12 protein-coding genes are annotated in these 13,565 nt (G+C 38.0%); 1 reads left to right on the forward strand and 11 read right to left on the reverse strand.

The features are described from left to right. Positions 1–83 precede the first annotated feature (83 nt). The 5 genes from ychF to fruB form a co-directional block, all read right to left on the reverse strand. Complete coding sequence (gene ychF / locus QS62_RS04350) at positions 84–1,175, reverse strand: redox-regulated ATPase YchF (protein WP_066106477.1); 1,092 nt, start codon at positions 1,173–1,175, stop codon at positions 84–86. A gap of 19 nt (positions 1,176–1,194) precedes the next feature. Continuing rightward, on the reverse strand, positions 1,195–1,779 hold the full coding sequence (pth, locus tag QS62_RS04355; RefSeq protein ID WP_066106480.1) for an aminoacyl-tRNA hydrolase: 585 nt from the start codon (positions 1,777–1,779) through the stop codon (positions 1,195–1,197). Between the two features lie 186 nt (positions 1,780–1,965). After that, positions 1,966–3,648, reverse strand: coding sequence for a PTS fructose transporter subunit IIBC (fruA, locus tag QS62_RS04360; RefSeq protein WP_066106483.1), 1,683 nt, complete (start codon positions 3,646–3,648; stop codon positions 1,966–1,968). 3 nt (positions 3,649–3,651) lie between these two features. After that, positions 3,652–4,590 carry a 1-phosphofructokinase gene (gene fruK, locus QS62_RS04365; RefSeq protein ID WP_066106486.1) on the reverse strand — a complete coding sequence of 313 codons (939 nt, stop codon included), beginning with the start codon at positions 4,588–4,590 and terminating at the stop codon, positions 3,652–3,654. Position 4,591: 1 nt separating this feature from the next. Beyond that, positions 4,592–5,773: a fused PTS fructose transporter subunit IIA/HPr protein gene (gene fruB / locus QS62_RS04370; RefSeq protein WP_066106489.1), complete on the reverse strand. Its 1,182-nt coding sequence runs from the start codon at positions 5,771–5,773 to the stop codon at positions 4,592–4,594. A 417-nt stretch (positions 5,774–6,190) separates the two neighbouring features. On the opposite strand from fruB, the gene QS62_RS04375 reads away from it, so the two are divergent. Then, positions 6,191–7,504 (forward strand): anaerobic C4-dicarboxylate transporter, encoded by a 1,314-nt coding sequence (locus tag QS62_RS04375; RefSeq protein ID WP_066106492.1) that lies wholly within the window; start codon positions 6,191–6,193, stop codon positions 7,502–7,504. 74 nt (positions 7,505–7,578) lie between these two features. On the opposite strand, the gene QS62_RS04380 is transcribed toward QS62_RS04375, so the two are convergent. The 6 genes from QS62_RS04380 to QS62_RS04405 form a co-directional block, all read right to left on the reverse strand. Next, on the reverse strand, positions 7,579–7,965 hold the full coding sequence (locus QS62_RS04380) for a YbaN family protein (RefSeq protein ID WP_066106494.1): 387 nt from the start codon (positions 7,963–7,965) through the stop codon (positions 7,579–7,581). Positions 7,966–8,064: 99 nt separating this feature from the next. Further along, a complete protein-coding gene (locus QS62_RS04385) occupies positions 8,065–9,261 on the reverse strand; it encodes an ornithine--oxo-acid transaminase (protein WP_066106496.1) in 1,197 nt (398 codons plus the stop codon). Positions 9,262–9,487: 226 nt separating this feature from the next. Then, a complete protein-coding gene (gene clpX / locus QS62_RS04390) occupies positions 9,488–10,735 on the reverse strand; it encodes an ATP-dependent protease ATP-binding subunit ClpX (protein WP_066106499.1) in 1,248 nt (415 codons plus the stop codon). Between the two features lie 15 nt (positions 10,736–10,750). Then, positions 10,751–11,335, reverse strand: a complete 585-nt coding sequence (clpP, locus tag QS62_RS04395; protein ID WP_066106502.1) for an ATP-dependent Clp endopeptidase proteolytic subunit ClpP — start codon at positions 11,333–11,335, stop codon at positions 10,751–10,753. A 111-nt stretch (positions 11,336–11,446) separates the two neighbouring features. Continuing rightward, positions 11,447–12,748, reverse strand: coding sequence for a trigger factor (gene tig, locus QS62_RS04400; protein ID WP_066106505.1), 1,302 nt, complete (start codon positions 12,746–12,748; stop codon positions 11,447–11,449). A gap of 197 nt (positions 12,749–12,945) precedes the next feature. Beyond that, the gene (locus tag QS62_RS04405) at positions 12,946–13,485 is read right to left on the reverse strand and encodes a cytochrome b (RefSeq protein ID WP_066106508.1); all 540 of its coding nucleotides are present in this window, start codon (positions 13,483–13,485) and stop codon (positions 12,946–12,948) included. Positions 13,486–13,565: the final 80 nt, after the last annotated feature.

A 13,565-nucleotide genomic window follows, 5' to 3' on the forward strand; every position in this document is an offset into this window, starting at 1 on the left:
TAAAAGTTTTATAATTGATTTTGTCAATAAACTGAAACCCTCTTCAATTTTGAAGAGGGTTAAATGTATGTAATTTTGGAGGGTTATACATTAAATCTAAAGTGCATTACATCGCCGTCTTGCACAATATACTCTTTCCCTTCTAAACGCCATTTACCTGCTTCTTTGGCGCCGTTTTCACCGCCAAATTCCACAAAATCGGCATAGCTGATGACTTCAGCACGAATAAAGCCTTTTTCAAAATCGGTATGGATTACAGAAGCAGCTTTTGGTGCAGTTGCGCCAACCGGAATTGTCCAAGCGCGAACTTCTTTAACTCCAGCGGTAAAATAGGTTTGTAAATTTAACAACTTATAGCCAGCGCGAATAACGCGATTTAATCCTGGTTCGTCTAAACCAAGTTCTTGTAAGAATTCGATTTTCTCTTCATCTTCTAATTCGGCAATTTCCGCTTCAATCGCTGCACAAACAGGGACAACCACAGCACCTTCTTTTTCAGCAATTTCACGCACACGATCAAGATATGGATTATTTTCAAAACCATCTTCATTAACATTAGCAATATACATTGTTGGTTTTAAAGTAAGGAAGTTATAGCTCTTAATTGCTTGTAACTCTTCTTTGTCTAATCCAATTGAACGAATCATTCCTGCGTTCTCTAATACAGGCAAACATTTTTCCATGACAGATAATTCAAATTTTGCCTCTTTATCGCCGCCTTTCGCACGTTTTTGTAAACGCTGAATTGCTTTTTCACAACTTTCTAAATCGGCTAAAGCTAATTCAGTATTGATCACATCAATATCATCAGCAGGATCAATTTTTCCAGCAACGTGAACAATATCATCATTTTCAAAACAACGCACAACGTGACCAATAGCGTCAGTTTCACGAATATTTGCTAAGAATTTATTACCTAAGCCTTCTCCATTAGATGCACCTTTCACCAAACCAGCAATATCAACAAATTCCATTGTGGTTGGTAACACACGTTGTGGATTAACGATTTTCGCTAATTCATCTAAACGGTTGTCTGGCATTGGTACTACACCAGTGTTCGGTTCGATAGTGCAGAATGGGTAGTTTGCTGCTTCAATACCCGCTTTGGTTAACGCATTAAAAAGAGTTGATTTACCAACATTTGGCAAACCAACGATGCCACATTTAAATCCCATAATTTATCCTTGTCTGTTTTTAGGCGCGGAATCCATTTAAGCGATTCATCGCTTTATCGATTCCATCTTTGATTAATATTTCAATACAGCTTTCAGCTTCGTCTAATGCTTTATCAATAAGTTGTTGATCTTGCGGAGCTGGCTTGCTTAATACATAAGCAGCAACTAAATTTTTATCGCCCGGATGACCAATACCCACGCGTAAACGGTAGAAATTTTTGCTATTTGCTAATTGTGCAATAATATCTTTTAGACCGTTGTGTCCGCCATGACCGCCGCCGAGTTTTAATTTCACGCTACCCGGTGGTAAATCTAATTCATCATGAATAACTAAAATTTCTTCGGGTAAAATCCGATAAAAAGTGGCTAAAGCACCTACCGATTTCCCACTTAGATTCATAAAGGTAGTTGGTACTAAAAGACGTACATCTTGCCCAGCGATCGTTGCTATTGCTGTTTTGCCGAAAAATTTATTTTCATCTTTTAAATTGAGGTTAAAACGGCGAGCTAAGCGCTCAATTAACCATTCACCAGCATTATGGCGAGTATCACTATATTTACTGCCCGGATTGCCTAGCCCTACAATCAATTTAATTTTTGCCACAATTACTTATCCTGTCGCTAAAAACGGCTTGCTATTGTATGCAAAAACGCCTGTTTCTACAATCGCAATTGGTGGATTTGCTGAAACTTATGTATGAATTGCAACAATACAAAATGATCTACTTTGCTGACAAAATAAAAAAGTCTAGCAGGGCGCTAGACTTTTCTTTACTAGATTAATTAAGAATTAAGCTGCTAATGTTTTTGGCTTAACCATTGCATAAAGCACACCGGTTAAAATACTACCAGCAGCAATTGCAACTAAATAAAGTAATACTGGTTGGATTGCACCTGGAATTGCTAATACAAAGATACCGCCATGTGGTGCCATTAATTGCACACCAAATACCATTGATAATGCACCAGTTAATGCGCCACCAAGCATACAGCTTGGAATAACGCGCATTGGGTCACGTGCTGCAAATGGAATTGCCCCTTCAGAGATAAAGCATAAGCCAAGAACAAAAGAAGCTTTACCACCTTCTAATTCATTAGCAGTGAATTTTTTACGAGCGATAAAGGTTGCGATACCCATACCAAGAGCCGGCACCATACCTGCTGCCATTACTGCCGCCATTGGTAAGTAAGAAGATGAAGCTAATAGACCTACACCAAAAGTATAAGCAGCTTTGTTAATTGGACCACCCATATCAAAGCACATCATTGCGCCAAGGATAATACCAAGAACCACTGCGCTGCCTGATTGCATACCTTTTAAGAATTCAGTCATACTGTTCATCAACCAAGCTACTGGCTCACCTACGATATAGATCATAATTAAACCAACAATTAAGGTTGAGAAGAATGGAATAATTAAGATCGGTTTTAACGCATTCATCGTTTGTGGAAGTTTTACGTGATCATTGATCGCTTTCGCTACATAACCTGCTAAGAAACCGGAAATAATACCACCGATAAAACCAGCACCAAGTGAGCTTGCTAACATACCGCCAACAAGACCTGGAGTTAATCCCGGACGGTCAGCAATAGAGTAAGCGATATAACCGGAAAGAATTGGAATCATTAAAGCAAAGGCACTGCCGCCACCAATCTTCATTAATGCTGCAGCTAATGTTCCTTCTTGTTTGAACGCTTCGATACCAAATACGAACGAAAGCGCGATAATTAAACCACCGGCAACCACCATTGGTAACATATGTGATACACCAGTCATTAAGTGGCTATAAATACCTTTCTTCTCACCTTTCTCTTTGCTATCAGCTTTAGCAGCAGTGCTATTATCTTGTTTGTGGTGATATGGTTTCGCTTCTTTAAATGCTTTATCAAATTCTTGTGCAGTTTTCTTTAATGCTAAACCAGTTGAAGTGTGGTACATCAATTTGCCATCAAACTTACTGAGATCAACGTCAATATCGGTTGCAATAAAGACTAAATCCGCTGCAGCAACATCTTCTGGAGAAATAAGATTACTTGCGCCCACTTGGCCGCGAGTTTCAACTTTCACATTCCAGCCTTGTTTTTGGCAGTAAGTTGAAATTGCTTCCGCTGCCATAAAGGTATGTGCTACCCCGGTTGGACAAGCAGTAACTGCAACAATATTTAATGGGCGATCAGCTGCCGGAGCTGCTGCATCGTCAGTAGCTTGATATGCACTTGCATTAGCTACTGCTTGTTGAATGGTTGCTTCCGGCGCATTAAATGCTTGTTCAAAAGTAGTTAAGTAAACTTTTTTACCAGCAAAAGCAGGATTATTGTTAAGTTTTTGTCCTAATACGATCACCATATCTGCATCTTGTAATTGTGCAGCAACTTGGTGATTTTGTTGCGCGGCAGCTTTTGCCACCATTTGTTTTAATAAGAATAACGTCGCGTTACCACGTTTTTCTTGAGAATGAAGATAGATATTCATTGGTTATTCCTCAATTTTTGTAATCTTAACTTGATCTAGCAGTTGATTTAATGCCTGTTTGTCGGCAACACCCACATTGCTTTGTGATACGGCTAATGCAGAAACCGCAGAAGCAAAACGTAATGTTTGTTCTTGTGACAGGGCGTGTTGAGTACCATAAATCAAACCAGCCACCATAGAATCACCGGCACCAACCGTACTGACAACATTGGTACATTTAGGTGGTTGTGCTTGTAATACGCCTTGATCACTGATCCAAAGTGAACCTTCTGCCCCCATAGAAATGATCACATTTGCAATGCCTTCGGCTTTGAGTTGTTTTGCAGCAGCAATGATTTCTGCGATTGAATTTAATGGTTTGCCAATCCAAGCCTCTAATTCACGATGATTTGGTTTTACTAACCAAGGAGCGGCTTTTAAGCCTGCGGTAAGTGCGGCATTACTGCTATCCAATACTACTTTGGTTTGTTGCCCTAATGCTTTGAGCCAATCTTTAAATGCGTCAGTATCAACACCTTTTGGTAAGCTGCCACAAACCGCGACCAAATCATAATCTTTTGCCCAAGCAAGTGATTGATTAACAAATTTTTGCCAATCATCAGACGACACTTGATAACCTAAGAAGTTAAGATCGGTTACATCTGCCTCGGTTTCGGTAATTTTTACATTGATACGAGTTTTACCCGCGACACGTTGGAAACGATCATCTAAACCAAGTTGTTGAAACATTTGGATAAAATCACCTTGATTATCTTCACCAAGAAAACCGCTGACGGTGACAGGAAGATCCAGATCGTGTAATACTTTAGCGACATTGATTCCTTTCCCTGCTGGATAGATACCAAGAGTTTCAACAGTATTCACTTCGCCAAGTTGGATTCGCGGTAAGCGTCCTACTAAATCAAAGGCGGTGTTGAGTGTGATAGTTGCAATACGAGGCATATTATTCTCCTAAGCCTGCGTTAATTGCTTCACCAATGCCTTTTAACGCTTGTTCTGCATCTTCACCTTCAGCGACGAAGCATAAGCGTTGACCTTTAGTTGTTCCTAAACCAACCACTTTCATTAAGCTTTTCGCACTAACAAATGCGGTATCACGATCAACATTTCTTACTTGAATGGTTGCTTTATATTTTTTCACTTCATTGATTAACACTGCTGATGGACGAGCGTGTAAACCATGTTCGTTTTTCACAATAAAGGTTGCTTCGAGTTGTCCTGGTGCAGCTTGCGGAGCAGCGCTTGCGTTTTCTGCAGCTGGTGCAACAGCAGGTTCAGCTTGAGTAGCTGGCGCAGCAGTTTCAGCAACAGTAACAGCTTTGCCTTGTAAAGCGGCTTGAACTTGTTCAGCATTGCCTTTTAATAATACTTGTTGGCATTGCGGATCTAATAAATTGACTAATAAGTTATCAACTTTTTCATCGACGCTAGCAACGGTAACTACTGCAGCGATTTGTTTGTTGTTGTGTTGGAACGCTTGTTTTGGACGTGCAACCGCAATTGCGTTTTTGCTATTACCAACAGCGCTATCATTTACCCAAATGCCATTACCTAGTGGTAATGCCGGAGAAGCGATCACTTCGCTAACGAATTGAGTATCAACAGCGGCGGCTTCTTGTAATTTAGCTGCATTGATTGCAGTAAGCGTTAATAAGCTGTTGGTATCTACATCTAATGAAATAAAGGCAGCATCAACGATATTGCCATTAAATAGTGAAATAAAATCTTGTGGATTCGTCGTTTTTGCTAATTTTTCAGCAATCTCTTCATCACCAAGTAAATGGGTTAATTGACGTAAAATTGCGAGGTGTTCGTCTGATTTTGCCGCAATCCCAATTACTAAATAGGCAATATTGTCATCGCTCCATTTGACGCCATTTGGGAATTGGAAAATTTGCACACCAGTTTGTTTTACTAAGTGGCGAGTATCCAATGTACCATGTGGAATGGCGATACCATTGCCTAAAAAAGTTGATGTTTGTTGTTCACGTGCAAGCATACCTTGAAGATAGCCTTCTTCCACTAAGCCTTTATTGATAAATGCTTGTGCTACAGCGGTGATCGCTTGCTGTTTATCATCAGCTTTTTCACCTAGATGGATGTCATTTTCGATAAGATTAAACACGAGGACTCCTTAGATTGTTGTCAGTCAAAGATAAAATCGGCTAATTTTAACCCAATTTATTTTATAAGGAAAAATAATTCTGTTTTTTCTAAGTATATTTTTATTTATCATAGCGATATATTTTAATTTTTTGGCTATAAAAGTTAAATTTTAATTAAATAAAAATAACTAATGTTATGCGGTTGGGTTCATTCTGTTCTGGATATTTAATAAATATATTTCTACGAGCTATTCATAAATTATTTTAATCCTATTCAATAATAAAATTCATATTTCACAGGCTTACTATACTGTCGAAAATTGATAAAAATCAGCCTTTTAGGAAATTTTTTTGATACAATTCGCGACACTTCTATTGAAAGATTTTTAGAAGTAGGACTTTAATCGTTTATCAACAATAATTAATTTGGAACTATTATGTTTTTATTACAATTTGCTCTTGTTTTATTGTGTATCTTAATTGGTGCTCGCATTGGCGGTATCGGTTTAGGTGTTATGGGTGGGGTAGGCTTAGCCATACTTTCTTTTGGTTTTGACTTAAAACCAACGAGCCCACCTATTGATGTGATGTTAATGATTATGGCTGTCGTTTCGGCTGCAGCAGCTATGCAAGCAGCCGGCGGTCTAAATTATATGATTAAGATCGCTACACGTATTTTACGGAAAAATCCTAAATATATTACATTTTTAGCACCAGCCGTAACGTATATCTTTACTATTTTTGCTGGTACAGGACATGTTGCTTATTCTGTATTACCTGTAATCGCTGAAGTTAGCCGCCATAATGGAATCCGCCCAGAACGTCCTTTATCTATGGCGGTAATCGCATCACAATTTTCTATTGTAGCAAGTCCTATTGCGGCTGCAGTTGTTGCTTGTGTTGCATATTTGGAGCCTCAAGGAATAACATTAACTAATGTATTAAGTGTTACCATTCCTTCAACTACACTTGGTATTGCTTTAGCTTGCGTATTTGTTAATAAAATGGGTAAGGAGTTAAAAGATGACCCTCATTATCAACAATTACTTAAAGATCCTGCATATGCGGAAAACAATGTTACCCTTCTAGATGAAGAAAAAATGGAAGTAACCAAAGAAGCAAAAATATCTGTTTCATTATTCTTGCTTGGTGCTTTATTAGTTGTAATTATGGGGGCATTTCCTAACTTAAGACCTAGCTTCGATGGTAAGGCTATGGGAATGGCACACACTATTGAAATTATTATGTTAACTATTGGTGCCTTTATTATCTTAACTTGTAAGCCAGATGGAAATAAAATTACACAAGGTTCTGTATTCCATGCCGGTATGCGTGCTATTGTTGCTATCTTTGGTATTGCTTGGTTAGGTGATACATTAACAACAGCACATCTTGCAGAAGTAAAAGAAGCTGTATCAGGGTTAGTTGAGTTTGCACCTTGGACATTCGCTTTAGCATTATTTGCTCTTTCTGTTATGGTAAATAGTCAAGGCGCAACAACAGCGGTTTTGGTTCCATTAGGGATTTCTTTAGGATTACCGCCTTATGTTATTATCGCAACATTTGTTGCTGTAAATGGTTATTTCTTTATCCCAAATTATGGTCCAATTATTGCATCTATTGACTTTGATACCACAGGTACAACTCGTATAGGTAAGTATATTTTTAACCATAGTTTTATGATTCCAGGCTTATTAAGCCTAATATTCAGCTTAATTTTTGGTTTCGTTTTTGCAGGTTTATTCCTATAGTTTGAACACCTGATCTAAATAAAAATCCCCTTACTTTTGTAAAAAGGAGGGGATTTCTTTTATAAACCATTTAACTATGATGCGTTTTCATCTATTTGTGTATTGGGTAATGTCTTAATCCAAAAGAAAAAGAACCAATATTCAATTAAAAGTAGGATAACAATGCTGATTTTGCCAAGAATATGTGGAACAGCATAAGCAGATAATGCCATCATCAAAGTAGAAATACATAAAATATAAATTTTTGCTTTTTTCGTTAGTGCACGTTGTTCATTGAAGGTTTTTAGATATTTATGATAAATGCGGCTTTGTTTAAACCATGCCTCTAGACGCGGCGAGCTTTTGCCAAAGAAAAAGAGGGTGCAAAGTAGAAATGGTGTTGTTGGCAATACGGGTAAAAAAGTCCCTAAAATACCTAAAATTAAACAGAGAAAACCAAGTGAAATATAAAAATATCGCATTATATTAGCTATCTTATTGAGAAAAATTCTCAATAAGATAGCAGTTTTTAATAGTAAAAGAAACTAGCCAACATTGTAGTGGATAGGTTCTGAGATAGTTTAAACGGTTAACACTTCTTTAATTTTACTTAATGCCCAGTCAAGATCAGCTTTTTCGATCACTAATGGCGGGGCGAAACGGATAACATTATCGTGAGTTTCCTTGCAAAGTAAGCCTTTCTCTTTTAACGCTTCACAATATGGTCGCGCTGCTTTGGTAAGTTCTAAACCAATAAACAAGCCTTTACCGCGTACTTCTTTAATATAAGGGTATTCGATTTTTTTCAGCTCATTGAGAAAGTATTCACCTAATTCAAGTGAACGTTCTGCTAATTTTTCTTGTTCCAATACATCTAAAGCGGCAAGAGATACTGCGCAGGCTAATGGATTACCACCAAAGGTAGAACCATGAGAACCAGGGTTAAAGACGCCAAGGATCTCTTTATCAGCAACAACACAAGAGATAGGGAACACACCGCCACCAAGCGCTTTGCCGAGAATATACATATCAGGGATCACATTTTCCCATTCACACGCGAATAGTTTACCAGTACGTCCTAATCCTGATTGAATTTCATCAGCAATAAATAGCACATTATGTTGTTTACACAGTGCAAGAGCTTGTTGCAGATAACCTTTTGGTGGAATGACGATACCAGCTTCACCTTGGATCGGTTCTACCAAAAAGGCAGCTGTATTTGGCGTAATCACTTGTGCTAACGCATCAAGATCGCCATAAGGAACTAACTTAATACCGCCGAGTAATGGGCCAAAACCACGCTGGTAATCTTTTTCGGAAGAGAGCGAAACTGCGGCCATTGTTCTACCATGAAAATTACCGACACAAGCAATGATTTCTGCCTGATTATTTGCGATCCCTTTTACATCATAGCCCCAACGGCGTGCCGCTTTAATTGCGGTTTCTACTGCTTCTGCACCGGTGTTCATCGGTAATGCCATTGTTTTACCCGCCAGTTTACAAACTCGTTCATACCAAGGGCCAAGTTGATCATTAAAAAACGCGCGGGAAGTTAAGGTAACGCGATCAGCTTGATCTTTTAAGGCTTGAATGATTTTAGGATGGCAATGACCTTGATTAACAGCAGAATAGGCACTCAACATATCTAAATAACGCTTTCCTTCTGGATCTTCTACCCAAATTCCTTTGGCTTTACTAATTACAATGGGTAAGGGTAAATAATTGTTTGCTCCATATTGTTCAGTTTGTTGAATTAGTTGTTGTGATGAAATAGGCATATTTACCCTCCTAAATGTTAAAAAGATGTAATAAATTGTTTGAATTTTAACAATATTTATGGTGGAAGAAATAAGGAGTTGTTGATTTTATGATCTGTATCGCACTTTTCTGCACTTGATAGCTGAAAATAAAAGGGGAAATGTGAGATAAATTGCTAGCAATTGTAGCAAAATGGAGTAAGCCCCTCTTTTATGACTTTATCAGCTAATAGAGGGGCAAAAATGATTAATACTCTAATTTTGGTAGTGCTTTGTTGTCGATAACATCTTTATCAATAATAACTTTCTTCAAGCCTGTTAAGGAAGGTAGGTCATACATAGTATCGAGTAAGATGTTTTCTACAATAGAGCGTAAACCGCGCGCACCTGTTTTCCGCGCTAATGCTTTTTTCGCAATTGCGGTTAGCGCTTCAGGAGAAAATTCAAGCTCGACATTTTCTAGTTTAAACAAAGCTTGATATTGTTTGATTAACGCATTTTTTGGCACAGTGAGAATAGTGATTAACGCTTCTTCATCTAGTTCCGCTAAAGAGGCGATTACTGGTAAACGTCCCACAAATTCAGGAATTAAACCAAATTTAATCAGGTCTTCAGTTTCCACTTGTGCGAATAATTGACTGATATTTTCTTTTTTATCGTCAATTTTTACTTCAGCGCTAAAACCAATACCACGATCTTTATGGGTACGTTTCTCAATAATTTTATCTAAACCAGCGAATGCACCGCCGCAGATGAATAAGATTTTTGAAGTATCTACTTTTAATGAATCTTGTTGTGGATGCTTACGGCCGCCTTGTGGCGGTACAGCAGCGATTGTACCTTCAACAAGTTTGAGTAACGCTTGTTGCACGCCTTCACCAGAAACATCTCGCGTAATTGATGGATTTTCTGATTTGCGGGTAATCTTATCAATTTCATCAATATAGATGATCCCTTGTTGCGCTTTTTCGATATCGTAATCGCAGTTTTGTAACAGGCGTAGAATAATGTTTTCTACGTCTTCACCGACGTAACCAGCTTCAGTTAAGGTAGTGGCGTCAGCAATCGCAAAAGGCACATTAAGTTGTCTTGCTAAGGTTTGCGCTAAGAAAGTTTTTCCACTTCCGGTTGGCCCGATAAGCAGAATATTACTTTTACCCAGTTCAACATCAAGATTATCGTCATTGCTGCGTAAACGTTTATAGTGGTTATATACTGCCACTGCTAAAGTTTTTTTCGCATGTTCTTGACCAATAACGTAAGTATCTAAATGAGCGCGAATTTCGTGTGGAGTTGGCAGTTTCTCTAAAGGAGCTTTTTCCTGCTCGCTTGCAGTTTCTTTATTAGCTTCTGCTGCCAATAGATCGTGGCAAGTTTCAACACATTCATTGCAAATGTAACCAGAAACACCCGCAATCAGTTTCTCAACTTCATGTTTCTCTTTGCCACAAAGTGAACAAAAAAACTTTTCGTTATTTTCTGATTTATCTGACATAGTTTTCTCGCTTAGTTATTCTCGATGAGTCAGTACGGTATCAATCAATCCATATTGTTGTGCTGCTTGTGCTGACATAAAGTTATCACGATCAGTATCTTTTTCGATAACTTCTAACGGTTGGCCAGTATGGAAAGCTAAACGTTGATTGAGCGTTTCTTTAATTTTCAAGATTTCTTGAGCATGAATTTGAATATCTGATGCTTGTCCTCTAAATCCACCTAAAGGTTGATGGATCATGATACGAGAGTGCGGTAACGCAAAGCGTTTTCCGGCAGTACCGCCAGCAAGTAAAAATGCACCCATTGAACAAGCTTGACCAATACAAAGCGTACGTACATCAGGTTTAATAAATTGCATTGTATCGTAGATCGCCATTCCTGCCGTAACAGAACCACCAGGTGAATTGATATAAATATTAATATCTTGCTCCGGGTTTTCTGATTCTAAGAATAATAACTGGGCGACGATGAGATTCGCCATATTATCTTCAACTTCTCCAGTAAGGAAAATGACACGCTCTTTGAGTAGGCGAGAATAAATATCGAAAGAACGTTCGCCACGCGCCGTTTGTTCGATAACCATAGGGACTAATGCCATATTTGCTCCTATTGTCAGCAAACCTCAGTGAGGCAGCAATAAAAAATAGAAAAAGTGCGGCTTAAAAGTAACCGCACTTAATAACTAGAATGATGATAATTTATCGATTAATTATGCACGTGGTGCATTCATAATATCATCGAAAGATTTTTCAACTTCAGATACTTGTGCTTTAGCAAGAATTGCATCAACTGCTTGTTCTTCTAATACAACATTGCGAATGTTGTTAGAAAGTTCTTTGTTGTTGCTGTAGTAATCAACAACTTCTTGTGGTTGTTCATAAGCTGAAGCGATACTTGCGATCATTGCTTTCACGCGATCTTCATCAACTTTTAATTCGTTGCTAGAAATGACTTTGCTAAGTAATAAGCCAACTTTCACACGACGTTTTGCTTGTTCTTCAAAAATTTCACGTGGTAATTCTAATGCTTGTTTTGCATTACCACCGAATCGTTGTGCAGCTTGTTGACGTAATACATCAATTTCTTGATCTACTGCTGAGCTTGGTACATCAAGTTCATTTTGTTCAAGTAAGCCATCAAGCACTTGAGTTTTGATATTTGTAGTTACTGCATTATCAAGTTCACGTTGCATATTTTTCACAATTTCGTTGCGAAGATCTGCCACAGTTTTGGTGTTTGGACCAAATTTAGCAACGAATTCATCAGTAAGTTCTGGTAATACCATTACTTCTACTTTCTTCAAGGTAATTGCGAATTTAGCTGGTTTACCTTTTAAGTTTTCTGCGTGATATTCTGCTGGGAAAGTCACATCAATTTCGAATTGATCGCCTGCTTTGTGGCCAACGATGCCATCTTCAAAACCAGGAATCATGCGGCCTTGGCCCATAAATAATACGAAGTCAGTTGCTTTACCGCCTTCAAATTCTTCACCGTCGATTGAACCAACGAAATCGATAGTCACGCGGCTGTCAGCTTGCGCAGCTTCGTCTTTTTCTTCCCAAGTTGCTTGTTGTTTACGTAAAGTATCAACCATTTTATCTACATCAGCATCAGTGATTTTAACAACTGGTTTTTCTACTTTGATATTTTCTAAACCTTTGATTTCAACTTCTGGATAAACTTCAAAAGTTGCAGAGAAAGTTAAGTCTTCACCGATTTTATATTGTTCTGGGGTGAAAGTAGGACGGCTTGCTAAGTCAATTTTTTCTTGAATGATCGCATCAAAGAAATGACGTTGCATTACATCACCTAAAACATCTTGGCGAGCTGATGCGCCGAAACGTTTTTCAATAATGCTTGGTGGAACTTTTCCTTTACGGAATCCATCGATACGAGCAGTTTTTGCTACTCTTTTTAATTCTTCACGAACAGCTTGTTCGATGACATCTGCCGGTACAGTAATGCTAATACGGCGTTCTAATCCTTGAGTGGTTTCTACTGAAATTTGCATTTATGCTACCTCAAAAAAATAATTGTACTCGGCAATTTAGGCTACCGAACACGCAAAAAAACCGTTGTTATTTACAATAACACGAGTGTACTAAAAATTTTGAACGCCCGATTATATCTTATTCACTGGTAATATGTCGAGAAAGCGAGCGATAAAAACGGGCAGTTGTTTATTGTTCGTTCAATTTATCTGGAAAGTTATTTCGATTTATGCAGCATCATCCTTAATAACGTATTATCTTTGACAATATAGTGATGATATAGCGCGGCAATGGCATGCAATGCAATCAGAATTAATGCACCATTTGCAAGTGTTTCATGAATTTCTTTGAGAGTATGTGCCAAACCAGGATTAGCCGTAAAACCCGACAAAATCGGAAAACCTAAAAATGAAACTGCAAAACCTTTATTTAAAACGGTTAATGATCCTAAAATCGGTAACAAAATAAAAACAAGATACAACGCTAAATGGACATAATGGGCCAATTTAGTTTGCCATACTGGTGGAGTTGGCGTAATGGCTGGTGTTTTACTTAGATAAAGATGACGTAACCCAATGCGAATAATCACCACTAACCAAACGCAAATGCCTAGAGTAAAGTGAGTACTCATCATTAATTGATGCCAATCGTAGGTTAAATCGAGAGATTTTAATTTGACGCTAAGATAGGTGAGAATAATGAAGAGTAATGATAGCCAGTGAAAGAAAATCTGAATTCTTGGGTATTTTTCCTGCATGATGAATTCCTAGAGTGAAGAGTAATATAATAACGGCTTGTGCTTTGATTTTATTGTCTTACAATTAGTTCAAAGTGAGT

The organism is Gallibacterium salpingitidis (assembly GCF_001678495.1).
GTDB classification, from domain to species: Bacteria; Pseudomonadota; Gammaproteobacteria; order Enterobacterales; family Pasteurellaceae; genus Gallibacterium; species Gallibacterium salpingitidis.

Coding starts and splice junctions, on each gene's coding strand:
- ychF (WP_066106477.1), bottom strand. CDS start 1,175: ATGGGATTTAAATGTGGCATCGTTGGTTTGCCAAATGTTGGTAAATCA.
- fruA (WP_066106483.1), bottom strand. CDS start 3,648: ATGAATATCTATCTTCATTCTCAAGAAAAACGTGGTAACGCGACGTTA.
- fruK (WP_066106486.1), bottom strand. CDS start 4,590: ATGCCTCGTATTGCAACTATCACACTCAACACCGCCTTTGATTTAGTA.
- QS62_RS04375 (WP_066106492.1), top strand. CDS start 6,191: ATGTTTTTATTACAATTTGCTCTTGTTTTATTGTGTATCTTAATTGGT.
- QS62_RS04380 (WP_066106494.1), bottom strand. CDS start 7,965: ATGCGATATTTTTATATTTCACTTGGTTTTCTCTGTTTAATTTTAGGT.
- QS62_RS04385 (WP_066106496.1), bottom strand. CDS start 9,261: ATGCCTATTTCATCACAACAACTAATTCAACAAACTGAACAATATGGA.
- clpX (WP_066106499.1), bottom strand. CDS start 10,735: ATGTCAGATAAATCAGAAAATAACGAAAAGTTTTTTTGTTCACTTTGT.
- clpP (WP_066106502.1), bottom strand. CDS start 11,335: ATGGCATTAGTCCCTATGGTTATCGAACAAACGGCGCGTGGCGAACGT.
- tig (WP_066106505.1), bottom strand. CDS start 12,748: ATGCAAATTTCAGTAGAAACCACTCAAGGATTAGAACGCCGTATTAGC.
- QS62_RS04405 (WP_066106508.1), bottom strand. CDS start 13,485: ATGCAGGAAAAATACCCAAGAATTCAGATTTTCTTTCACTGGCTATCA.